Source organism: Desertibaculum subflavum (assembly GCA_003576705.1).
GTDB lineage: Bacteria > Pseudomonadota > Alphaproteobacteria > Ferrovibrionales > Ferrovibrionaceae > Desertibaculum > Desertibaculum subflavum.
The window spans coordinates 20,905-43,243 of sequence record QOZS01000003.1 but is presented as its reverse complement, the minus strand read 5'-3'; the positions used below and the strand labels follow the sequence as shown (position 1 = coordinate 43,243).

Sequence of the window (22,339 nt, the reverse complement as noted above, 5' to 3'; positions counted from 1 at the left end):
ATTATTACTGATACAACGCAATATTTTCCTATATCAGGGAACTGAATCAACAGCTCACCCAACGCCCTGGTGTCGCCCGTCCCAGATTGCCGCCATTCGTCACCGGGGGCTGGCTTTCCGCGTCGGTTGCGGTTGCGCTGGCTTGTCGAACCTTTGTCCGGAGTCGAGGGAATGCTGCGGTGGTGCTGTCTGGTGGTGGGGATGCTGGCAGCGGCGGGGCCGGCCGGGGCCGAAGGCTGGCCGAGCTATGGCCGCGATCCGGGCGGGACCCGCTTTGCGCCGGACCGCCAGATCACCCCGGGCAATGTCGGCCGGCTCGAAATCGCCTGGACCCACCGCAGCGGCGATATGGGCGCCGGCTTCCGCGCCGCGGGCAAGGCCGCCTTCGAGGCGACCCCGGTGCTGGCCGCCGGCCGGCTCTATTTCTCGACGCCGTTCAACGTGATCGTCGCCGTCGACGCGGCGACCGGCGCGGAGGTCTGGCGGCATGACGCCAGGCCCGATCCGGGCCTCCGGTACTCCGAGGTCACCTCGCGCGGTGTCGCGGTCTGGGGCGATCCGGCGGCGCCGGGGCCCTGCGCGGCCCGCGTCTTCTCCGGCACGATCGACGGGCGGCTGGTCGCGCTCGACGCTGCCACCGGCAAGCCCTGCGCCGATTTCGGCCGGGGCGGCGCGATCGACCTGACCGAGGGCGTCAGGCTGCGCGACCGCGGCGACTACCAGACCACCTCGCCGCCGGCGCTGTTCGAGGATCTGGTCATTATCGGCTCGGCAATCGGCGACAACCGCGCGGTCGATCTCGAATTCGGCATCGTCCGCGCCTACGACGCCCGCACCGGCCGGCTCGCCTGGAGCTTCGACCCGATCCCGCGCACCGAGCCGGAGGCGAGCCGGCTCGGCTGGAGCGCCAAGGCCCGCGAGCAGACCGGCGCCGGCAATGTCTGGTCGATCATGTCGGTGGATGTCGAGCGCGGCCTGGTCTTCCTGCCGACATCGTCGCCGAGCCCGGATTTCTACGGCGGCGAGCGGCCCGGCGACAATCTCTACGCCAATTCCGTGGTGGCGCTGGATGCCCGCACCGGCCGCGTCGTCTGGCACCAGCAACTGGTGCGGCACGACCTCTGGGATTACGACGTGCCGGCGCAGCCGGTCCTGGCCGAGGTGACGCGCGAGGGGCGCCGCGTGCCGGCGGTGATCCAGGCGACCAAGATGGGCCTGCTGTTCGTGTTCCACCGCGAGACCGGCGCGCCCTTGTTCGAGATCGAGGAGCGGCCGGTGCCCGCCTCCGACGTGCCGGGCGAGGCGGCGGCGCCAACGCAGCGATTCCCGGTGAAGCCGCCGCCGCTCGTCTCCCACAAGGCGCTGGCGCCGGACGACGCGTTCGGCCTGACCTTCTGGGATCGTGGCAAGTGCGCGGAGAAGTTCGCGGCTTATCGCTCCGAGGGCATCTACACGCCGCCCTCGCTCAAGGGCACGCTCATGCTGCCCTCCTATGCCGGCGGCACCAATTGGGGCGGCATCGCCTTCGACGAGGCGCGCGGCATCGCCTTCGCCAACGTCAACAACGTGGTCGCGGTGGTGCGGCTGGTGCCGCAGGCGGAGGCGACGCGCGACCTGCCGGGCTACACGCCGCAGCGCGGCACGCCCTATGCGCTGAGCCGCGAGATCGTGACCTCACCCATCGGCATGCCGTGCAACGCGCCGCCCTGGGGCACGCTCGCCGCGGTCGACATGAATGCCGGCACGATCAAGTGGCAGGTGCCGCTCGGCACCACGCGCGACCTCGCGCCGTGGCCGTGGTTCGAGATCGGCGTGCCGAATTTCGGCGGGCCGATCGTGACCGCGAGCGGCCTCGTCTTCATCGCCGCCACCACCGACAATTATCTTCGCGCCTTCGACGCGGAGACGGGCAAGGAGCTGTGGAAGGGCCGCCTGCCGGCCGGCGGCCAGGCGACGCCGATGACCTACACGGCGAACGGCCGCCAGTTCGTCGTCATCGCCGCCGGCGGGCACGGCATGCTCGGCACCGACAAGGGCGACTACCTGCTCGCCTTCGCGCTGCCCAGGTGAAGGGAGACGTGCCAGTCGCGCGCCTGCGCGTGGCGCCGGCTGAGCGGCACGGCATCGCCGTTGCAGAGCCGGATCTCGCGCTCGCCCTCGGCCCCGCGGATCGCCGCGATCGCGTCCAGCCGTACGATGTGCGAGCGATGCGCGCGGGCAAATAGTTCAGGCGGCAGCGCCGCCTCGATCTCGCGCATGGTCGCGCGGTGCAGGAAGGCGCCCTGCGCGGTGACCAGGGTGGCGTAGTTGCCGGCCGCCTCGACGCGCAGGATTTCGCCCGCCGTTACGATCACGGTGCCGCGTCTGGTGTTCACCTCGAAGCTGACACTAGCCCTCTCCGCCCTCGAAGAGGGGGGAGAGGGTTGGGTGAGGTGGGGAGGATGCGGGTGGAAGTTGCGCACAAGCGCGACTGCGTCGCGCGCTTGCGGCTCTCGCGGAGAAGCGGCGCGCCCCACCTCTCCCAAACCCTCTCCGCCCCTGTGGGGCAGAGAGGGCTTCCAGTGCTGGTTGCTGTGAAGCGGGAAGCGGCGGTCGAACCAGTCGATGGTGGTGACGATCAGGGCATAGGCGGCGAGGTCCTTGCCGTATTCGCAGAGCAGCATGTCCGGCAGTGGCGCCGGCCGGTGGTCGATGCCGGCGGCGGCGAAGACGACATAACGGATCGCCAGCATGCCGAGCACGTGCAGGGCGGAGAAGACCATGCTGCCGCCGAGATGGCGCGCCAGCGCCGCGACGCCCAGCGCCGGCGGCCAGCGCCGCGCCACGCCGATCAGCAGCGGCACCAGCGCGAAGATGACGGCGACACTCGACACCTCCTCGGTGGCGAGCTTGAGGAACGGCCCGGACGCGCTCTCACTCTTCAGCGCGATGTTGTTCAGCGCCGCGAAGGCGAGCGGCGGCAGGAACAGCCAATGTGCCGGCAGGTTGGCGATGCGGAGATGACGCTGCATGGTCGCGCTCCCGGTCAGCGCCGCGCGAGGTCGGAGGCGCCGAGGATGATGCGGTTCCAGGTCGGGCTGATGACGATCTCGTTGACGCAGGCATGCGGCGGCATCTCGGCGACGAAGCGGATGGTGCGGCCTAGATCGTCGGCCTGCAGCATCCGGCCCAAGTCCTCCTTGGAGGGCGGCACCGGCCGGTTCTTCATGATCTCGGTCGCCGCCTCGCCCGGGCAGATGCAGCAGGCGCGGATGCCGTTCACGCATTCCTCGATATTGAGGCTGTTGGTCAGCGACACCACCGCATGCTTGGTCGCGTTGTAGGCCGGCCCGGTCATGTAGGTGTCGTAGCGCCCGGCCCAGGAGGAGATGTTGATGATCAGCCCGTCCTTGTGGGCGCGCATCGCCGGCAGCACCGCCTGGATGCAATAGAACATGCCGTTCAGGTTGACCTGCACCACATGCTCGAAGCCTTCCAGCGACACGTCGTTGAAATGCCGCTTCGGCAGGTTGAGCCCGGCCGAGTTGACCAGGATGTCGACATGGCGGTTGCGGCCATAGATGCGGTCGGCGGCCTTGATCACCGCCTCCTTGTCAGCGACGTCGAGCGGCTCCACCTCCACCGCGCCGCCATGCGCGACGATGTCCTCCGCCACCTGGTCCAGCACGGCGGCGCGCCGGCCCGACAGCACCACCGTCGCGCCCGCCGCCGCCAGCGCCTCCGCGCCGGCCCGGCCGATGCCGGTGCCCGCGCCGGTGACCCACGCCACCTTGCCGTCCAGTGTGCCCATGCCGCGTCTCCCTCAGACCGCTTCGAGCGGCGCGTTGAACTGGGTGCTCGGCAATACGATGCCGCCGCGATCGCCGGGTGTCACGCGGCCATAGCGCTGGGCATAGACCGGCGGCAGCGGCCGCGCCTCAAGCGGCGCGAGCCAGAGGCGGAGCAGATGGCGCTTCTTCTCCGGCTCGGGCCAGTCCTCGAAGCCGGTGCGGTCGTGCAGCAGGGTGTGGTTGTGCACCAGCTGCACGTCGCCGGGGCGGAACTCCATCATGAAATTGATCGCCGGATCGTCGGCGAGCGAGTCGAACAGGTCGAGCGCCTGCTTCAGTTCCGGCGTCAGGCGGCGCGCCTCGGGGAAGCGCTGCGCGCTGTCGATATACTGGCGCTGGTAGATGGTCGAGAGCCGACCCTCGTACCAGTTGAAGACCGGGATCTCGAAATAGGGCTTCTGGCCCGTCGGCACCTCGCCGCGCCGATCGGTGGCGAGCGGCTGGAACAGCAGCGCCGCCAGGTCGGGCCGCCGCTTGCGCATCTCGTTGAAGATGGTGACGGAGGAGACCAGCGCCGAAAGGCCGCCCCGCTTCGCCGTCTTCAGGCAGAGCAGGCCGACGATGTCGCAGCTGTCGGTGTGGAAGGTCTGGCGCTCGTGCGTCTGGTAGATGCGGACATTGGGGTCCTTCACGTCGAGGCCGAGATCCTGGACGTGGCCGAGCACATGGCCCTTGCCGTTCTGTGACCGCGCGCTGCCGAAATAGGCGCCGAGGCCGAAGAAGGCGGTCGCCGCCTCGCGCATCGACCAGCGCTCGACCGGCAGGCCGCGGATCACCGTGAAGCCGCAGCCGTCCAGCACGTCGGCGAGGACGCGGCCGAGCTTGGGCGCGAGCGTCGGCAGCGGGAAATCGGCGCGGGTGATGCGCGCGATATCGGCCTCGCGGGCGGCCAGCGGCCGTGTCGCGGCCTCCACTTCGGCCACTTCGGCGCGGGTAAGCGTCAGAATCCAGTCATCCCGCTTCGCCATCTCGGGCCCGTACCAGGCGGAAGGCCCTTGGATCGGCGGCGGCAAATCGGCAGTGGCAGCGCTCATATCGGGCGGTCCCTCGGGTTCTTTCATTGCAGCATAGCGCGCCCTGGTGCAGCCTTCCTCCTTTCGGGAGGGACCGGCAATGGGCTTTGTGAGATGCGAACGCGACGGCGATGTCGGCGTGATCACGCTGGACGACCCGTCCTCGCTCAATGCGATGAGCCCTTCGTTGATGGACGAACTCGCCGCGGCAATCGAGGCCGAGAGCGCGGACGGCGCGGCGCGCGCCCTGGTGCTGACCGGCGCCGGCCGCGGCTTCTGCTCCGGGCAGAACCTGAAGTCGCAAGAGAGCCTGGGCCCCGACCTGGTGGCCGGCGTGATGCGGCACTATTTCCCCGTCTTCCGCGGCTTACGCGAATGCCGGGTGCCGGTGATCGCCGCGGTCAACGGCGTCGCGGCCGGCGGCGGGTTCAGTCTGGCGCTGGCCTGCGACGCCATCCTGGCGGCGCAATCGGCGAGCTTCATCCAGGTGTTCAGCCGCATCGCCCTGGTGCCCGATCTCGGCTCGACCTGGACCCTGCCGCATCTGGTGGGGCGGCAGCGCGCGCTCTCGCTGATGCTGAGCAACCAGCCGCTGCCGGCCGCGGTGGCGAAGGAATGGGGCGTCGTGCTCGACGTGGTGGCCGACGAGCGTCTGATGGCGGAAGCGATGGGGCTTGCTCGCAAGCTCGCCGAAGGCCCGACACGGACGCTGGTCGCCACCCGCCGGCTGGTCGACGAGGGCATGGACAACAGCTTCGAGGCGCAGTTCCGCCGCGAGCTAGAAGTGCAGCAGGTGATCCGCCAGAGCCCGGATGCGAAAGAGGGCGTCGCCGCCTTCGTCGAGCGCCGCAAGGCCCGCTTCACCGGCCGTTAGCCGCTGTTCGGATAGCCGCCGCGGCCGCTTGCCACCAGCTGTCCCGCGGCGTCGTAGACGAAGGCCTCGGCGGTGGAGAGCGTGCGGCCGAGCTTCAGCACCCGCGCCCGCACCGTGAACGGCGGCTTCGTCGCCGGGCGGTGGTAGTCGACATGCATATAGGCGGTGCCGCTCGGCTTGCCGCCCTGGGCGTAGACCGCCTGCAGGCCGGCGAGGTCGATCAGCGCGCCGAGCACGCCGCCATGCACCAGCGGCACCGGCTGCTTGCGGCTGACCAGCTCGTCGCGCCAGGGCATGCGGATCTCGAGCCATTCTTCGCCGAGCGCGGTCAGCTCGAGGCCGAGCCAGGCATGAAAGGGCGAACGCGTCAGGCGGGCGGCGACGTCGTCGTGCGGCGGCTTCGCGCTCATGCGCCGGAAACCCTGCGGTCGCGCCCGGCCCAGTAGGGATCGCGCAGCGCCCGGCGCTTGATCTTGCCGACCGGCGTCTTCGGCAGGGCCTCGGTCGAGACCACGACCTTGCCGGGCTTCTTGTAGGAGCCGAGGCGCTCGGCGCAGAGCTCGGCGATCTCCGCCTCCGTCACGGCCGCGCCCGCGCGCACGGTGACATGGGCACAGGGCGTCTCGCCCCAGCGCTCGTGCGGCACGCCGAACACCGCGCATTCCACCACGTCGGGATGATCGGTGATGACGTTCTCGAGCTCGGCCGGCCAGATGTTGTAGCCGCCGGAGATGATCATGTCGTCGGCGCGGTCGAGCATGTAGAGGTAGCCGTTCCGGTCGAGCCGGCCGATATCGCCGGTCTTGACCCAGCCGCGCACGATGCGCTGCGCGGTGGCTTCCGGGTTGTTCCAGAATTCCTTCATCTGCCCGTCGGTCTTGGCGACGATCTCGCCCGCCTCGCCGACCGGCACCGGCCGGTCGTTCTCGTCCCAGATCTCGAGCTGCGCGAAGGGCAGCGGCATGCCGCAGGCGCGGAGCGGCTGCGAGCCAGGCACATCCGACGCGAACCACTGCCGTGGTCCCATCATGGCGACGGGTAGCACTTCGGTCTGGCCATAGCCCTGGAACAGGGCGTCGCCGAAGATCTCGCGCGCCTTCAGCGCCGTGTCGTCGGCGATCGGCGCCGCCGAGACCAGCATGCATTTCATCTTCGACCAGTCGCGTTGCCTGATGCCGGGCAGCTGGTTGATCACGTTCAGCATGGTCGGCACCATGAACATGTAGCCGATCGGTTCCTTCTCCATGATCTCGACCGTCTCGGCGGCGTCGAAGCGGTCGACCAGCACGTTCGAGCCGCCGCCCATCCAGATCGGCACGAAGAGATAGCCGGAGCCGTGGCTGATCGGCCCGACGTGCAGGCATTTGTCGCCCGGCTCGACCGGCGGATAGAGGTAGAACCAGTCGCGCCCGGCCGCGAGCCAGGCGCGATGCGTATAGGCGACGCCTTTCGACTTGCCGGTGGTGCCGCCGGTGTGGCGGATGATGTAGTTGTCCTCCGGATCGATCGGCACCTCGGGATCGATCTCGGATTGCGCGGCGAGCCAGGCCTCGTAGCCGCCGTCGCGCACGAAGATGCGCTCGAGCGCGGGGAGCTCGCGGTCGAGGCCCTCCACTTCGCCCAGGTATCTCTCGTCGACGATCAGCACCCGCGCACCGGTATGGCCGGCCATGTGGTGATGCGCCTCGCGGCTGTTGCGCGGATAGAGCGGCACGCGCACCAGGCCGGCGATGGCGGCGCCGAGGAACAGGTCGGCGGCTTCCAGCCGGTTGTCCTCCAGGCTCGCCACCCGGTCGCCCTTCTGCAGGCCCATCGCGATCAGGCCGTTGGCCATGCGGATGCCGCGCGTCCAGGCCTCGGCGAAGGTCAGCCGCCGGTCGCGATGCACCACTGCCTCGCGGTCGGCATAGAACTGTGCCGACCGGCGCATCAGCGTGCGCACGTCCATCGATTTCCTCCCAAGAGCTTCTCGCGGCAGAGGTTAGCGCAAGGCGCGCGCGCCTCGCTACGCCGCCCTGGAAAGATCGAGCGAGACCTCGATCACCGACATGTCGTCGGGCAGCGAGCGCTCGCGGAAGCCGAGATCGGCGGCGATGCCGAGCATGGTGACGTTCTCGCGCAGCACGTGGCCGTACAGGCGGCCGATGCCGCGCCGCCGGGCATAAGCGATGATCTCGCGCATCAGCACATAGCCGAGGCCGTGCCCCTTCAGGTCCGAGCGGACCATGATGGCGTATTCGGCGGCGGTCAGATCCGCATCCGCGGCCAGGCGCACCACGCCGGCAAGCTCCCCCTCGCTGCCGGCTGCATCCTGCTGAAAGGCGAGAAAGGCCATCTGGCGCGCATAATCGATCTGGGTCAGCCGCGCCGCGTCCGCCTTCGACAGCTCGCGCATCTGAGTGAGAAAGCGCAGACGGATGTCGTTCGGCGTGCACTGCGACAGCATGGCGCGGATCTTCGGCTCGTCTTCCGGCCGCACCGGACGCAGCAGATAAGCTGCACCATCGGAATCGCGGATGGTGTGCGCGAGCTCCCGCGGGTAGGGCGAGATGGCGAGCGGCGGCCGCTTCACCTCGGAGACGCGGACGCGGGCGTCGAGTGCCAGCACACCCTTCTCGGAGGCGAGCAGCGGGTTGATGTCGAGCTCGCGGATTTCCGGCACGTCGACGACGATCTGCGACAGGGCCAGCAGCGCGCCGACCACGCCATCCAGGTCCGCGGCGGGCCGGTCGCGGTAGCCGGCGAGCAGCCGGGCGACGCGCGTCTCCTGGATCAGAGCCCGCGCCAGCAGCGGGTTGAGCGGCGGCAGGCCGATGGCGCGGTCGGCCACCACCTCGACCTCGACGCCGCCCTTGCCGAACAGCAGGAACGGGCCGAACACGGCGTCGTCGCCGATGCCGAGGATCAGCTCGTGCGCCTCGCGCCGCGGCGCCATCAATTGCACCAGGAAGCCGTCGATCCGCGCCTCGGGCTTGAGCGCGGCGATGCGGGTCTGCATTTCCCGCGCCGCGGCCTCCACCTCCTGCGGGCTGCGCAGGCCGAGCCGCACGCCGCCGATATCGCTCTTGTGGCTGATATCGGGCGACAGGATCTTGAGCGCCACCGGGCCGTTCATCTCGGCGGCGATCCGCGCCGCCACGTCCGGCGTGACCGCGGTCGCCGTGCGCACCACCGGCACGCCATAGGCCTCCAGCAAGGCCAGCGCTTCGGCCTGGGTCAGCCCGGTGCGGCCATCGCGCAGCACCTTCTCGATCAGGTCGCGCGCCCTGGTCGCCGCATCCGCCGGCACTTCCGGCCAGACCGGCGGCATCTGCATCAGCAGCTCCTGGTTCCGCCGGTAGCGATAGAGGTGCATGAAGGCCGCGACCGCCTGGTCCGGCGTCTGGAAGCTCGGCACGCCGGCCTTGGAAAACATGGCGCGGGCCTCGGCCGCGGAGCCCTCGCCGACCCAGCAGGTGACCAGCGGCAGGCGGTTCGCCTCGGCCTCGGCCAGCACCGCCTTGGCCACCGCGGCGCCGTCGGTGACGGCGGTCGGGCAATGCACGACCAGCACCGCGTCGTGCGACCGGCTCGGTGCCAATGCCCGCAGTGCCGCGACATAGCGGTCCGGCGTCGCGTCGCCGATGATGTCGACGGGATTGCCGTGCGACCAGGTGCGCGGCAGGGCCTGGTCGAGCGCCGCCACTGCCGCTTCATCCAGCGTCGCCAGGCGGCCGCCGGAGGCTTCCAGCGCTTCGGCGGCCAGCACGCCGAGCCCGCCGCCATTGGTCAGGATGGTCAGCCGGTTGCCGCGCACCGCCGACCTGCCGGCCAGCGCCTCCGCCGCCTCGAAGAACTCGGTCAGGTTGTGCACGCGCAGCATGCCGGCGCGGGCGACGGCGGCATCGAACACCGCGTCGCTGCCGCCGAGCGCGCCGGTATGCGACTGCGCGGCGCGGGCGGAACCTTCGAAGCGGCCGGTCTTCATCACGATCACCGGCTTGGCGCGGGCCGCGGCGCGGGCGGCCGACATGAACTTGCGCGCATCGGTCACAGCTTCGAGGTACAGCAGGACGGCGCTGGTCGAGGCATCGGTCGCGCACCAGTCCAGCATGTCGCCGGCATCGACATCGGCGCTGTCGCCGAGCGACAGGATGGCGGAGAAGCCGATGCCGTGATGCGTTGCCCAATCGACCATGGCGGTGACGATGGCGCCGGATTGCGACAGCAGCGCCAGCTTGCCGGGCCTGGCCGGCACCGGGCCGAAGCTCGCATTCACCCCGGCGAGGGGCGCGAGCAGGCCGAGGCAGTTCGGCCCGACGATGCGGAGCGTCGCGGTGCGGGCCGCCTGCAGCATCGCCCGGCGTCTTGCCATCCCGGCATCGCGCTCGGGACCGGGCTGGCCTTCGCCGAAGCCGGCCGTGATCACCACGGCGCCGCGGGTGCCGGCCTTGGCCAGTTCGCCGATCAGGCCCGGCACCGTGTCGGGCGGCGTGCAGATCACCGCCAGGTCGGCCGGCAGGGGCAGCCTGGCGACCGAGGGATAGGCGGGAATGCCGGCGATGTCTTTGGCCTCGGGGTGCACGGCGTAGAGTGGCCCCTGGAACCCGCCCTGCCCGAGATTGCGCGCCATCACCTGGCCGAGCGAGCCCGGCCGGCGGCTGCCGCCGATCAGCACGATCGAGCGCGGGCGGAAGAAGGCGTCGAGATTGCGGATCGACATTCGGAGACCCTGAAGGTGTGCCCGTTCTCCCCGGCGGGCCGCGGCTACGACGATGCTAGCGGATCATTCTTCGGCGTGGACTGCAATCGCCCTCGCCCGGCACCGGGGCAGCGCGGGGCGCAGGAACCAGCGCGGCATGGCCGGCCTCGTGCCGGCGGCGCAGAACCGCCAGCTCCATCAAGTCGAGAAAAGCGTCCTCACGCAGGCGCGGTTTTGATCGGAATCAAGGCGGCGACAGCGCCCCGCGGGCAGTCTTCACGCCGTGGCCCGGGATGCGGCCAAGGCGATTTGCGCCAGCGTGCGGAGGATCACCATGAGCTTGAAATCCATATTGCCGAGCTTCGCCCGGCCAACCGAGCTCGAACGGGGCGGCAATCCGTTCTTCAGTCTGCAATCGGAGATCAACCGGATGTTCGACGATGCCTTCCGTGGCTTTCCGTCCGGCGCCTCCATCAGCGGGCTCGACAAAGTGCTGTCGCCGGCGATCGACGTGAAGGAAACCGAACAGGGGCTCGAAGTCTCCGCCGAGTTGCCGGGCATCGAGGAAAAGGATCTCGACGTCTCCATCGTCGAGGACCTGCTCACCATCAAGGCCGAGAAGAAGCAGGAGCAGAAGAAGGAGGAGAAGGGCTACTACATGATGGAGCGGAGCTACGGCACGGTCAGCCGCTCGATCCGCCTGCCCTTCGCCGCCGATCCGAGCAAGGTCAGCGCCACCTTCGACAAGGGCGTCCTGAAGATCGCCGTTCCGCGCCCAGCCGAGGAACAGGCCAAGGTGCGCAAGATTCAGGTCAAGCCTGCGGCTTAATTCTCCCCTGGGTTGCTGCAGGTCTTGGGGGCGGCCCGAGCCGATCGGGCCGCCCCGCTTCATTTCGCCTCAGGCGCAGGCGCCTTGGCGGATACCTTTCGGAAAGCATAGAAAGCGTAGATATATTGCCGAGTCGCAACGATTCGGGGCGACCCGAAGGACCATGACAATGCGTATCGCCCGCCATGCGGCGCTCGCCGCCGCCTTGCTGATTCAGGGCCTCATCGCCGCGCCGGCCCAGGCCGGCCTCGCCATCGTGCTGAATTCCGGCGAGGACACCTACAGCCTGATCGACACCGACACCTACAAGGAGATCGGCAAGAAGCCGGTCGGGCGCGAGCCGCATCACCTGATGCTGACGCCGGACAAGCGCGACCTGCTGATCGGCAACGCTGTCGGCAACGATCTCGTATTCGTCAATCCGGCGACCGGCGACGTCATCAAGCGCCTCGACCAGATCGCCGATCCCTACCAGCTCGGCTTCACGCCGGACCGCAAGTGGTTCGTCACCGCGGCGCTGCGGCTCGACCGCGTCGATGTCTACGACGCCAAGGCGATCGGCGAGCGCAAGCTCACCCTCGTGCACCGCATCCCGATCAAGACGATGCCGAGCCATCTCGCCTTCGCCGCCGACAGCCGGCGCGTCTTCGTCACGCTGCAGGATGCAGGCTCGGCGGCGGCGATCGACATCGTCGACGGCAAGATCCTGTGGCAGGCGAAGGTCGGGCCGGATGTGGCCGGCCTGTGGCTCGCGCCCAAGGGCGACAAACTGTTGATCGCCGTGATGGGCAGCGATCACCTCGCGGTGGTCGACACCAAGGACGGCAAGGTGCTGGACAAGATCGTCACCGGCAAGGGCACGCACCAGCTCTACGAGGACAAGGGGCGCGGCCTGCTCTATGTCACCGCGCGCGTCGACAACACGATCGCGGCGGTGGACACCACGACGTTCAAGGTGACGCGGGTCTACAAGGTCGGGCCAGGCCCCGATTGCATGGAGATCTTCCGCGGCGGCAAGGAGCTCTGGTACACGGCGCGTTGGGCCAAACGGGTCGAGGTGCTGGATCTGGAGAGCGGCAAGGTGATCAAGAAGATCCCGGTCGGTCGTTCGCCGCATGGCATCCATCTGCATCCCGACGCGAAGACCGCGAGCCGTTGAGCCGATGCGGCGCCTCGCCGGCATCGCTCTGCTCGTGCTGCTGCCGGGCCTCGCCCTGGCGGAGCCAACCTGCGCGCCGGCCAAGCGCCTGTACCTGACCATCGACACCGGCAGCATGCGCGACGGCGACCACATCGCCCAAGTGCTGAACAAGCGCGGCGTCAAGGCGACCTTCTTCCTCGCCGACGAGAAGACGGTGCAGGGCGACAAGTCGCTGGAGGACGGCTGGGCGCCGTTCTGGAAGGCGCGCGTCGCCGAGGGCCACGCCTTCGGCAGCCACACCTTACGCCACTGGTACCTGCGCGAGGACCGCGCCGACGGCACCATCCGCTACCAGGGCAAAGGCAAGGGCGAGGTCGAGCACCTGACCAAGGCGGCGTTCTGCGTCGAGCTGAAGGCGCCGGCCGAACGGTTCAAGGCGATGACCGGCGCCACCATGTCGCCGATCTGGCGCGCGCCGGGCGGCAAGACCACGCCGCGCGCCATCGAATGGGCCAAGGCCTGCGGCTTCCCCGAGCATGTCGGCTGGAGCCCGGCGGGCTTCCTCGGCGACGAGCTGCCCTCCGACAAGTATCCGAACAAGCTGCTGCTCGAGCGCGCGCTCGCCAATATCAAGGGCGGCGACATCCTGGTCATGCACACCGGCATCTGGTCGCGCGCCGAGAACTTCACCAATATCCTCGATCCCCTGGTCGCCGGCCTGCAGCAGAAGGGCTTCTGCTTCGCCACCCTGCTGGAGCGCGCGGCGCCGAAGCAGCCGAGGCCCGCCTCGTGATCGGCGATATCGAAGCCTGGCTGTTCGAGACGCTGGTGCAGCCGGCGATCTTCGAGCTGGGCCTGATGGCCTATATCGAGGACGCCTTCACCTGGACCCAGTTCGCGCTCTGGGGCGTGATCCAGATCGCCGTCATCTACCTCGTCTGCCGGCCGCTCGAAGCCTGGCGACCGGTCGAGCCCCGCGCCGACGGCGCGGCGATCCGCACCGACGTGATCTACACCCTGCTGCAGCGGCTCGGCGTGCTGCCGTTGCTGTTCTTTGTGCTGTTTACCCCGCTTTCGGCGTGGTTCGACGGATTGCTGCGCGATGCGGGCTATGTGCCGCGCACCATCGACCAGTGGGTTCCGGCGCTGGCGGGCATGCCGCTCGTGACCTTCCTGATCTATGCGCTGGTGCTGGATTTCGCCGAGTACTGGCGGCACCGGCTGCAGCACGGGCTGAACTGGTGGTGGGCGCTGCACTCGCTGCACCACGACCAGCGCCAGATGACGTTGTGGTCCGACAACCGCAACCACGTGCTGGACGACGTGACCCAGGCGATGTGGATGGGCGCGGTGGCGCAGCTGATCGGGGTCGAGCCGGGCACCTTCCCGCTTCTGGTGCTGCTGTTCGGCCTGGTCGAATCGCTCAGCCATGCCAATGCGCGGATCGCCTTCGGCCGCTTCGGCGACCGCATCCTGGTCAGCCCGCGCTTCCACCGCGAGCACCATGCCATCGCCTTCCGACCGGGCGAGCCGGCGCGGGCGTGCAATTTTGCTGCGCTGTTCCCGCTCTGGGATATGTTGTTCGGCACCGCCCGATTCGACGGTCGCTTCGCGGCGACCGGCGTGGAGGGGCGGACCACGCCGGAAGCGATCGGCCGCGGCTGGCTGATGCAGCAATGGCTGGGCTTCGGGCGCTTCCTGCGGGCGCTCGTGCCGGCGCGCGGAGCGGACCGCACCGAAGGGGGACGGCAGCATGAAGGGGCTTAGGCTGATATTGCTGGCAGGCGCCGGGTTGGGGCTGGCCGCCTGCGCGGGCCCGGTGGTGCTGGGCATCAATATCGGAACCGCGACGACCATCGGTTCCGTCGCCTCGACCGCGGCCACCGGCAAGGGGCTCGGCGAGCATGCGGTCTCGGCGGTGGTCGAGAAGGACTGCCGCCTGATCGAATCGATTGTCCGCAAGGACCGGGAATTCTGCGAGGAGTACGGCTCCCCGGCGCAGAAGGAGGATTTCACCGGCGTGGCTTCCTGGTTCGAGCCGCCGGAGGAAGCGCCGCCCACCATGCTGGCGGAAGTTTCGCCCGCGGCGGGCGCCGATATCGCGGTGGACAAGCCGGAAGCGGAGACGGCGGCCGCCCGCGCCGTCGAAGCGGTGACGATCGAGCCGGTGCCGACCGTGGCGATCGCACCGCCGACCACACCCGCCCTGTCGGCGGATCAGGCGGTGCCGGCGCGCCGCACATCGCTCGCCGCGGCGCCCCCGCCGCCCAAGGCCAAGCCCGCCGCGCAGATCGCGGCGACCGGACCGTTCTCCGTGCAGGTCGGCAGCTATGCCAATCCGTCGATGGCCGAGTCCTTCGCGCGCAAGCTGCGCGCCGACGGCTATCGTATTCAGGTCAGCCGCACGCGCGGGCAGGGGAAGAAGATGTGGACGGTGGTGCATATCACCGGCTTCCGCGATGCCGCCGCGGCCGAACGCGCCGCCGCCGCCATCGCCCGCGAGCATGACGCACAGCCCAGGGTCATTCTGACCCGCGCCTGACGCACAGGTTCCGCCGCTGCCTTTACCCCCTATCGCCCCGCCTTCATAATCCGGCGCACAACGACAAGGCCCAGTTGCGGCCAGTGTGCCCGGAGGAAGGCCCATGCAGCATTTTCGGTTCGACCTGAACGACCTGCCGCCAGAGGTGCGGCACCTGCGCGACGAGGTGCGCGGCTTCCTGCGCGACAATCTCGCGGGCTACCCTTCCGCCAAGCGGGCGCAATCGTGGTCGGGCACCGATCCCGAATTCAGCCGCAAGATGGGCCAGGCCGGCTATATCGGCATGACCTTCCCCAAGCAGTATGGCGGCGGCGAGCGCAGCGCGCTCGAGCGCTATGTCATGCTGGAGGAGATGCTCGCGGCCGGCGCGCCGGTCGCCTATCACTGGGTGGCCGACCGGCAGTCCGGTCCGCTCTTGCTGCGCTACGGCACCGAGGAGCAGCGCCAGAAGATCCTGCCGCAGATCTGCCGCGGCGAGGCGGGCTTTGCCATCGGCATGAGCGAGCCCGATTCAGGCTCCGACCTCGCCTCGATCCGCACCAAGGCGGAAAAGGTCGATGGCGGCTGGAAGGTGACCGGCACCAAGATCTGGACCTCGGGCGCGCATCGCGCCGAGTACATGATCGCGCTGTTCCGCACCAAGTCGGACGTGAACGACAAGCACGAGGGCCTGTCGCAATTCGTTATCGACATCAAGGCCACCAAGGGAATGACGGTGCGCCCGATCCAGCAGATCACCGGCGAGCCGCATTTCAACCAGGTTTATTTCGACGGCGCCTTCGTCCCCGACAACGCGCTGGTCGGCAAGGAAGGCCAGGGCTGGAAGCAGGTGGTGGCCGAGCTCGCCTTCGAGCGCAGCGGGCCGGAGCGCTATATGAGCTCGATCGAGCTGCTGCTGCTCGCCATCGAGGAGGCGCGGCGGTCGTCCGACCCGCGCATCCGCGCCGGGCTCGGCCGGCTGATCGCGCATTTCGCGACGCTCAGGCAGATGTCGCTCTCGGTCGCCAAGATGCTGCAGGCCGGCGCCGATCCGGCGCTCGAGGGCTCGGTGGTGAAGGATCTCGGCGCCCTGTTCGAGCAGGAGATGCCGGATATCTGCCAGCAGCTGTTCGACCAGGAGCCGGCGGTCGAGGGCGGCTCCGACTTCCAGCAGGTGCTCGCGTACCTCACGCAGATCTCGGTCTCGTTCTCGCTGCGCGGCGGCACGCGCGAGATCCTGCGCGGCATCATCGCCCGGGGGCTCGGCCTCAGATGAGCGACAACAGCGATCTCCGCGACATCCTCACCGACTCTATCGAGGGTCTGCTCGCCGATCTGGTCACCAAGGAAGTGCTGGCGGCAGCCGAAACCGGCACCTGGCCGGCCGATCTCTGGCGCAAGATCGAGGACCAGGGCCTGACCCTGCCGCTGGTCGGCGAGGCGGGCGGCGGCATCGCCGCCGGCTGGCACGACGTGTTTCCGATCATCCGCGCCGCCGGGCGGCATGCGGCGCCGGTGCCGCTGCCGGAGACCATCCTCGCGGCGTACCTGCTCGACCGCGCCGGCCTCAAGGTGCCGGAAGGCCCGCTCACCGTCGCGATTCCCCGCGCCGGCGAGGCGCTGCAGCTGCGCCGCAACGGCACGAAATGGCAGCTCAGCGGCACCGCGAGCCGCGTGCCCTGGGGCATCCGCTGCCGCCACGCCGTGGTGGTCAGCCGCGATGCCGAGGGCGTGCGTGTCGCGCTGGTCGACACCGGCAAGGCGCAGGCCGAGGCGGGGCAGAACATCGCCCGCGAGCCGCGCGACACCCTGCGCTTCGCCAATGTGGAGCCCGATGCCGTGGGCGATGCCGAGAGCAGCATCGCCGCCGACACGCCGCTCTTCCTCGCCGCCATGCTGCGCGCGGCGCAGATTGCGGGCGGGCTCGACAAGATTCTCGACACCACGGTCGAATATGCCGGGACCCGGGTGCAGTTCGGCCGGCCGATCGGCAAGTACCAGGCGATCCAGTTCCAGCTCGCCGCGGCCGCCGGCCAGTCGGCTGCCTCGGGCCTGGCGGCGGAGGTGGCGTTCCGCGCCGCGACCTTGCAGGCCGATCCGCGCTTCGAGATCGCCTGCGCCAAGGCGCGGGCCAGCGAGGCGGCGCAGACGGGCACCTCGGTCGGCCATCAGACGCATGGCGCCATCGCCTTCACCTACGATCACAATCTGCACTTCTCGACCAAGCGCGTATGGTCATGGCGTGCCGAATACGGCTCCGCCGGCTACTGGCAGCAATGGATCGGCGATCTGTTTGCGGCGCCGGGTGCGCCGCCGCTCTGGGGGTATCTGACCGCGAGGTAGAAGGCATGGCCGCGTCGCAGGGGGTGTCGCAGGGTCTCTATCGCCAGTATGCGATCGAGCGCGTGGTGCACGGGGTTCCGGCCGAGAAGGCGGTGCCGCTGGAGGCGGAGCGGCTCGGCGCGACGAAGGTCTTCGTGGTCTCGACCAAGTCGCTCGCCCGCAACACCGATGCGGTGGAGAAGATCGCGGCCGGGCTGGGCGCGCGCTTCGCCGGCAAATTCGACGACGTGCCGGCGCATACGCCGCGCGAGGCGGTGATCGCCGGCGCGGCGGCGGCACGGGCCGCCGGCGCGGACCTGATCGTCGCGGTCGGCGGCGGCTCCGCGATCGACGGCACCAAGGCGATGCTGCAGGCGCTCTGGCACAACGTGACCGATACCTCCGGGCTCGACACGCTCACCGGCCGCGGCCGCGCCGAGCCGACCGGGCGCAATGACGGGCGGCTCCGCATGATCGCCGTGCCGACCACGCTCTCGGCCGCCGAATTCACCTATTTCGCCGGGGTGACCGATGCGGCCAAGGGCATCAAGCAATCCTTCTCCGATCCCTTGATGATCCCGCGCACGGTGATCCTGGACCCGGCGATCACCGTGCACACGCCGATGCGGCTCTTCCTCGGCACCGGCATCCGCGCCGTCGATCACGCGGTGGAGCGGTTCTGCTCGCTGGTCCGCCATCCGTTCTCGGATGCGACGGCGCTCGAGGCGCTGCGGCTGCTGGGTCGCGGCCTGCCGGCGGTGCAGAAGGACCCGAGCGACATCGCAGCCAGGCTCGACTGCCAGCTCGGCGCCTGGATGTCGATCTATGGCGGCATGGCCGGCGTGCCGGTGGGGGCGAGCCACGGCATCGGCCATGTGCTGGGCGCACATGCCGGCGTGCCGCATGGCGAGACCAGCTGTGTCATGCTGCCCTCGGTCATGCAGTGGAATCGCGGCGTCAACTTCGAGGAACAGCTGCGCGTCGCCCGCGCCTTCGAGCGGGCCGACGACGATGCCTCCGGCGCCGTGCGCGACCTGGTCGCTTCGCTCGGCCTGCCGACGCGGCTCCGCGATGTCGGCGTCAGGCGCGAGGATTTCGGCGTGATCGCCGAGAAGTCGATGCACGATCACGCGGTGAAGACCAATCCGCGCCCGGTGGAGAAGCCGGCCGATGTGGTGGAGATCCTCGAACTCGCCTGGTGACCGGGCGGCGCGCGGCGGGCAGAATCCCTGCGGTCCAGGAAGACCGGGCCGAGTCGCGCATTCTGACGATTTGATTTCGGGGGAAGAGGTGCCGAAGCCGAGCTTCGCTTTCGAGCGCCGCATGGAGGGGCCGGTCTGCGGCGTGGACGAGGCAGGCCGCGGCCCGCTTGCCGGGCCGGTGGTCGCCGCCGCCGTCATCTTCCACAAGCCACGCGCGCCGAAGGGGATCAACGATTCGAAGCTGGTCCCGGCGGAGCTGCGCGAGACCTTGTTCGACGCCATCTCGGCCAGCGCCACGGTCGGCATCGGCATCGCCAGCGTCGAGGAGATCGACGAGATCAACATCCTGCGGGCGACCTTCCTCGCCATGCGCCGTGCCGTCGCGGCACTGCCAAGCTTGCCTCGACATTTGCTGATCGACGGGAACATGGCGCCCGATCTCGGCTATCCCGCGACCGCCATCGTCAAGGGCGACGGGCTCAGCCTGTCGATCGCCGCCGCCTCGATTATCGCCAAGGTGACGCGCGATCGCATCATGCGCGACCTCGACGTGCCGCATCCGGGCTATGGCTTCGCGCAACACAAGGGCTATGGCACGCCGGCGCATCTCGATGCCATCGCGCGGCTGGGGCCGAGTCCGGTGCATCGCCGCAGCTTCGCGCCGTTCCGCCAGGGCGCGCTGCCGCTTGAAACCGGGGCCGGCTTCCCCTAAAGAGTGCCTCCCTCGACAGGCCGCAGGGCCCGTTGGCGGGCCGGCTTGCGCTCGATCGTTGGATCGCAGGCTTTTTCCGGTGGGATTGGGCGCATAGCTCAGTTGGTAGAGCAGCTGACTCTTAATCAGCGGGTCCAAGGTTCGAATCCTTGTGCGCCCACCATTCCACACCGGGTTGCAGCGAACTTGTGACGGGTTGCGCGTTGCGCGGGATTCCACGCCGCCATCCGCTCTAACCAATCATTATGATCTGCCGGGCTAGGACGGCGGCATTGTTTTAGTGCTGTTGAGAGTTCCCCATGACCGGATCCTTTCAGTACCAGGGCTTTGGCTATGCCTCCTGGTGGAACGGCGGGTTTGCCGCGCTGGCATCTGCACAATCGCTCGACGAGATCGCCGGCACCAATGCCAACTCGGTTGCCATCACCGCTTCCCACTACATCGCCTCACGCGCATCGTCGAACATCTATGCCGACCCGCTGAAGACGGAGAGCCTCGCGAACGTCGCGGCGGCGATCGACGATGCCCATGCGCGCGGCCTGACCGTTCTGCTGAAGCCGCATGTCGATGCCGTCGATGGCACGCAACGCACCCAGCTCGCGCCGGCCGATCCGGCCGCCTGGTTCGCCGACTACAAGCAGATCCTGCTCGACTATGCGGCGATGGCCGAGGCGCATGGCGTCGAAATGATTTCGCTCGGCACCGAGATCGACGGCCTGACCGGCCCCGCCTACCGCGACCACTGGGTCGACATCGTCCAATCGGTCCGCGCCGTCTATTCGGGCAAGCTGACCTATGGCGCCAATTGGGATGGCGCGGGGCAGGTCTCATTCTGGGACCAGCTCGATTTCGTCGGCGTCGACGGCTACGTGCCGCTGTCGCAAGCGACGCAGGGCTCGCTCGCCGATTTCGTCGCGGGCTGGACTTCGGTGCCAGCCGACAGCTACTTCAACGCCATCTTCGAGGGCCAGTCGCCGGTCGACTACTACCATCAGCTCAGCCTGCAGACCGGCAAGCCGCTGCTCTTCACCGAGCTCGGCTATCGCAGCCTGGACCGCGCGGCCGCGAACCCCGGCGACAGCTTCATGGCCGGCAAGGCCGACGCGCAGGAGCAGGTCGATCTCTACAACGCCTTCTTCCACGTCTGGTCGCAGCAGGGCGACTGGTTCAAGGGCATCTATGCCTGGCACTGGTCGGCCTCGGCCTCGCCGCCGGCGCAGACCGACTACCAGGTCGAAGGCAAGCCGGCCGAGGCCGTGATCGACCGGTGGTTCGGCGGCGAGACCCCGGCGCTCGATCTGGCGGTCAAGCACCGCTACCTGATCGCCACGACCGGCGACGACACGCTGATCGGCGGCATCGGCAACGACACGCTGGACGGCAACGGATCGGTCTGGGGCGACGACCTGGCGGGCGGCACCGGCGACGACCTGATCTATATCCGCGGCGCCTATGATCACGTGCTGGAGCTCGACGGCGGCGGCATCGATACGATTCGGACCAACCTTTCCGCGTACACGCTGCCGGACTATGTCGAGAACCTCGCCTATATCGGCAGCGGCAGCTTCGCGGGCACGGGGAACTGGCTCGCCAACACGCTGCTCGGCGGCGCCGGGCGCGACACCTTGAGCGGGGCGAGCGGCGCCGACACGATGAAAGGCGGCCTCGGCAACGACACCTACTATGTCGAGAATCCCGGCGACGTGGTGATCGAGGCGACCAACGGCGCCGCCGGGGGCTGGGACGTCGTCTACAGCAACCTGAGCTTCAGCCTCGGCACCCATGCAGAGGAACTGGTGCTCACCGGCACGGGCAATTTCAGCGCCACCGGCAGTGGCCTGAACAATCGCCTGACCGGCAATGGCGGGCACAACAGGCTAGACGGCGCCGGCTCGACCGCCGGCGATACCATGACCGGCGGCGCCGGGAACGACACCTATGTGGTCCGCAACGTGCGCGACCGGGTGATCGAAACCAATGCCCAGGGCGGCGATGCGGGCGGTGTCGATCTGATCGAGACGACGTTGAAGATCTTCGACCTGGCCAAGGCGCCCTATGTCGAGAATCTCACTTATCTCGGCGCGGATGCCTTCCGCGGCTACGGCAACACGCAGGCCAACCTGATCGTCGGCGGCGCCGGCAACGACGTGCTGTACAGCGTCAAGGGCATCGGCGACGACACGCTGATGGGCGGCGCCGGCGACGACATGTATGTCGTGCGCGGCGCCGGCGACCGGGTCTACGAGGTGGCGGGCGACGGGTTCGACACCATCCGCACCGACCTCGCGAGCTTCACCCTGCCGGGCCATGTGGAGAGCCTGTTCTATACCGGCAGCGGATCGTTCTCCGGGCGCGGCACCAGCGCCGGCGACCTGCTGACCAGCGGTGCCGGCAACGACACGCTGGACGGCTGGATCGGCGCCGACACCATGAAGGGCGGCGGCGGCAACGACGTCTACTACGTCGACAACGCCCTCGACGTGGTGAGCGAATGGATCAACGGCGGGCGCGATACGGTCTACAGCAGCGTGACCTATGCGCTGCCGGACAATGTCGAGGATCTCGTCCTGCTCGACACGTGGAATCTATCGGCCACCGGCAATGGCCTGAGCAACCGTCTGGTCGGCAATGCCGGCGCCAACACGCTCGACGGGCAGGGCGCAAGCGGCGGCGACACGCTGATCGGCGGCGCCGGCAACGATACCTATGTCGTCAACTCGGCCAAGGACAAGGTGGTCGAGACCGATGCCTATGGCGGCGATAGTGGCGGCGTCGACGTGGTGCGCACCGGCCTCGCGAGCTTCGATCTCGGCCAGGCCGCCCATGTCGAGAACCTGGTCTATACCGGCAGCGGCAGCTTCCACGGCACCGGCAATGGCGGCGCCAACCACATCGCCGCCGGGGCCGGCAACGACACGCTGGATGGCGGCGGCGGCGCCGACCTGTTGAAAGGCGGCTTCGGTGCCGACACCTTCGTCTTTGCCAAGGGTGAGGCCCAGGGCGACGTGGTGCTCGACTTCTCCGTGGCCGAGGGCGACCGGCTGCAGCTCCTGGGCTATGCCGCCTGCTCGACTATCGAGCGGGTGGCCGGCAGCTGGGTCGAGTGGCAGATCGTCGATGCAGCTGACTCGAGCGTGGAGGTTGTCCGCTTCTCCACAGCGCCGGCCCTCACGGCCGATGACTGGCATTTCGGCTGACCGGTGCGGCAACCACG

General features: G+C 69.0%; 18 protein-coding genes and 1 tRNA gene. 13 read left to right on the top strand and 6 right to left on the bottom strand.

Going from position 1 to position 22,339, the window contains the following annotated elements; translation table 11 throughout:
- The first annotated feature begins 171 nt into the window (after positions 1-171).
- A complete protein-coding gene (locus DT074_RS02350; RefSeq protein ID WP_119418193.1) occupies positions 172-2,070 on the top strand; it encodes a pyrroloquinoline quinone-dependent dehydrogenase in 1,899 nt (632 codons plus the stop codon).
- Here the strand turns inward: DT074_RS02350 and DT074_RS02345 are convergent.
- The 3 genes from DT074_RS02345 to DT074_RS02335 are packed head-to-tail and all read right to left on the bottom strand — an operon-like array spanning position 2,040 to position 4,864.
- Entirely contained in the window at positions 2,040-3,011 is a 972-nt protein-coding gene (locus DT074_RS02345) for a LytR/AlgR family response regulator transcription factor (protein WP_119418192.1), read from the bottom strand. The two genes, DT074_RS02350 and DT074_RS02345, sit on opposite strands and share 31 nt — an antisense overlap.
- A gap of 14 nt (positions 3,012-3,025) precedes the next feature.
- Entirely contained in the window at positions 3,026-3,790 is a 765-nt protein-coding gene (locus tag DT074_RS02340; protein ID WP_119418191.1) for an SDR family oxidoreductase, read from the bottom strand.
- 12 nt (positions 3,791-3,802) lie between these two features.
- Positions 3,803-4,864 (bottom strand): TauD/TfdA family dioxygenase, encoded by a 1,062-nt coding sequence (locus tag DT074_RS02335; protein WP_119418190.1) that lies wholly within the window; start codon positions 4,862-4,864, stop codon positions 3,803-3,805.
- Between the two features lie 79 nt (positions 4,865-4,943).
- Between DT074_RS02335 and DT074_RS02330 the strand changes: the two genes are divergently transcribed.
- Complete coding sequence (locus DT074_RS02330; protein WP_119418189.1) at positions 4,944-5,717, top strand: enoyl-CoA hydratase-related protein; 774 nt, start codon at positions 4,944-4,946, stop codon at positions 5,715-5,717.
- Here the strand turns inward: DT074_RS02330 and DT074_RS02325 are convergent.
- From DT074_RS02325 to DT074_RS02315, 3 genes are read right to left on the bottom strand one after another with little or no spacing between them, the layout of a single operon-like run.
- A complete protein-coding gene (locus DT074_RS02325) occupies positions 5,714-6,127 on the bottom strand; it encodes a PaaI family thioesterase (RefSeq protein WP_119418188.1) in 414 nt (137 codons plus the stop codon). The genes DT074_RS02330 and DT074_RS02325 overlap by 4 nt on opposite strands.
- Positions 6,124-7,665: a class I adenylate-forming enzyme family protein gene (locus DT074_RS02320; RefSeq protein WP_119418187.1), complete on the bottom strand. Its 1,542-nt coding sequence runs from the start codon at positions 7,663-7,665 to the stop codon at positions 6,124-6,126. The genes DT074_RS02325 and DT074_RS02320 overlap by 4 nt, the downstream gene beginning before the upstream one ends.
- Before the next feature lie 57 nt (positions 7,666-7,722).
- A complete protein-coding gene (locus DT074_RS02315) occupies positions 7,723-10,419 on the bottom strand; it encodes a bifunctional acetate--CoA ligase family protein/GNAT family N-acetyltransferase (RefSeq protein WP_119418186.1) in 2,697 nt (898 codons plus the stop codon).
- A gap of 313 nt (positions 10,420-10,732) precedes the next feature.
- Between DT074_RS02315 and DT074_RS02310 the strand changes: the two genes are divergently transcribed.
- The 11 genes from DT074_RS02310 to DT074_RS02260 all read left to right on the top strand — a co-directional run bounded on the left by DT074_RS02310 (position 10,733) and on the right by DT074_RS02260 (position 22,322).
- Positions 10,733-11,227, top strand: a complete 495-nt coding sequence (locus tag DT074_RS02310; RefSeq protein ID WP_119418185.1) for an Hsp20/alpha crystallin family protein — start codon at positions 10,733-10,735, stop codon at positions 11,225-11,227.
- 169 nt (positions 11,228-11,396) lie between these two features.
- Positions 11,397-12,386, top strand: coding sequence for a YVTN family beta-propeller repeat protein (locus tag DT074_RS02305; protein ID WP_162914569.1), 990 nt, complete (start codon positions 11,397-11,399; stop codon positions 12,384-12,386).
- Positions 12,387-12,390: 4 nt separating this feature from the next.
- Positions 12,391-13,161, top strand: coding sequence for a polysaccharide deacetylase family protein (locus DT074_RS02300; protein WP_119418183.1), 771 nt, complete (start codon positions 12,391-12,393; stop codon positions 13,159-13,161).
- Complete coding sequence (locus DT074_RS02295; protein WP_368744384.1) at positions 13,158-14,135, top strand: sterol desaturase family protein; 978 nt, start codon at positions 13,158-13,160, stop codon at positions 14,133-14,135. The genes DT074_RS02300 and DT074_RS02295 overlap by 4 nt, the downstream gene beginning before the upstream one ends.
- A complete protein-coding gene (locus DT074_RS02290; RefSeq protein ID WP_119418182.1) occupies positions 14,122-14,910 on the top strand; it encodes an SPOR domain-containing protein in 789 nt (262 codons plus the stop codon). The genes DT074_RS02295 and DT074_RS02290 overlap by 14 nt, the downstream gene beginning before the upstream one ends.
- A gap of 103 nt (positions 14,911-15,013) precedes the next feature.
- A complete protein-coding gene (locus tag DT074_RS02285) occupies positions 15,014-16,165 on the top strand; it encodes an acyl-CoA dehydrogenase family protein (protein WP_119418181.1) in 1,152 nt (383 codons plus the stop codon).
- On the top strand, positions 16,162-17,232 hold the full coding sequence (locus DT074_RS02280) for an acyl-CoA dehydrogenase family protein (RefSeq protein ID WP_119418180.1): 1,071 nt from the start codon (positions 16,162-16,164) through the stop codon (positions 17,230-17,232). Before DT074_RS02285 ends, DT074_RS02280 begins: the two co-directional genes overlap by 4 nt.
- A 5-nt stretch (positions 17,233-17,237) precedes the next feature.
- Positions 17,238-18,413 (top strand): iron-containing alcohol dehydrogenase, encoded by a 1,176-nt coding sequence (locus DT074_RS02275; RefSeq protein ID WP_119418179.1) that lies wholly within the window; start codon positions 17,238-17,240, stop codon positions 18,411-18,413.
- Between the two features lie 88 nt (positions 18,414-18,501).
- Positions 18,502-19,125, top strand: coding sequence for a ribonuclease HII (rnhB, locus tag DT074_RS02270; protein WP_368744383.1), 624 nt, complete (start codon positions 18,502-18,504; stop codon positions 19,123-19,125).
- Between the two features lie 87 nt (positions 19,126-19,212).
- A tRNA-Lys gene (locus DT074_RS02265) sits at positions 19,213-19,288 on the top strand.
- A gap of 136 nt (positions 19,289-19,424) precedes the next feature.
- Entirely contained in the window at positions 19,425-22,322 is a 2,898-nt protein-coding gene (locus DT074_RS02260; protein WP_119418178.1) for a glycoside hydrolase family 113, read from the top strand.
- Positions 22,323-22,339 lie beyond the last annotated feature (17 nt).

Excerpts from the sequence above, each read along its gene's own strand:
- DT074_RS02350 (WP_119418193.1), top strand. The coding sequence starts at position 172 with ATGCTGCGGTGGTGCTGTCTGGTGGTGGGGATGCTGGCAGCGGCGGGG.
- DT074_RS02345 (WP_119418192.1), bottom strand. The coding sequence starts at position 3,011 with ATGCAGCGTCATCTCCGCATCGCCAACCTGCCGGCACATTGGCTGTTC.
- DT074_RS02340 (WP_119418191.1), bottom strand. The coding sequence starts at position 3,790 with ATGGGCACACTGGACGGCAAGGTGGCGTGGGTCACCGGCGCGGGCACC.
- DT074_RS02335 (WP_119418190.1), bottom strand. The coding sequence starts at position 4,864 with ATGAGCGCTGCCACTGCCGATTTGCCGCCGCCGATCCAAGGGCCTTCC.
- DT074_RS02330 (WP_119418189.1), top strand. The coding sequence starts at position 4,944 with ATGGGCTTTGTGAGATGCGAACGCGACGGCGATGTCGGCGTGATCACG.
- DT074_RS02325 (WP_119418188.1), bottom strand. The coding sequence starts at position 6,127 with ATGAGCGCGAAGCCGCCGCACGACGACGTCGCCGCCCGCCTGACGCGT.
- DT074_RS02320 (WP_119418187.1), bottom strand. The coding sequence starts at position 7,665 with ATGGACGTGCGCACGCTGATGCGCCGGTCGGCACAGTTCTATGCCGAC.
- DT074_RS02315 (WP_119418186.1), bottom strand. The coding sequence starts at position 10,419 with ATGTCGATCCGCAATCTCGACGCCTTCTTCCGCCCGCGCTCGATCGTG.
- DT074_RS02310 (WP_119418185.1), top strand. The coding sequence starts at position 10,733 with ATGAGCTTGAAATCCATATTGCCGAGCTTCGCCCGGCCAACCGAGCTC.
- DT074_RS02305 (WP_162914569.1), top strand. The coding sequence starts at position 11,397 with ATGCGTATCGCCCGCCATGCGGCGCTCGCCGCCGCCTTGCTGATTCAG.
- DT074_RS02300 (WP_119418183.1), top strand. The coding sequence starts at position 12,391 with ATGCGGCGCCTCGCCGGCATCGCTCTGCTCGTGCTGCTGCCGGGCCTC.
- DT074_RS02290 (WP_119418182.1), top strand. The coding sequence starts at position 14,122 with ATGAAGGGGCTTAGGCTGATATTGCTGGCAGGCGCCGGGTTGGGGCTG.
- DT074_RS02285 (WP_119418181.1), top strand. The coding sequence starts at position 15,014 with ATGCAGCATTTTCGGTTCGACCTGAACGACCTGCCGCCAGAGGTGCGG.
- DT074_RS02280 (WP_119418180.1), top strand. The coding sequence starts at position 16,162 with ATGAGCGACAACAGCGATCTCCGCGACATCCTCACCGACTCTATCGAG.
- DT074_RS02275 (WP_119418179.1), top strand. The coding sequence starts at position 17,238 with ATGGCCGCGTCGCAGGGGGTGTCGCAGGGTCTCTATCGCCAGTATGCG.
- DT074_RS02260 (WP_119418178.1), top strand. The coding sequence starts at position 19,425 with ATGACCGGATCCTTTCAGTACCAGGGCTTTGGCTATGCCTCCTGGTGG.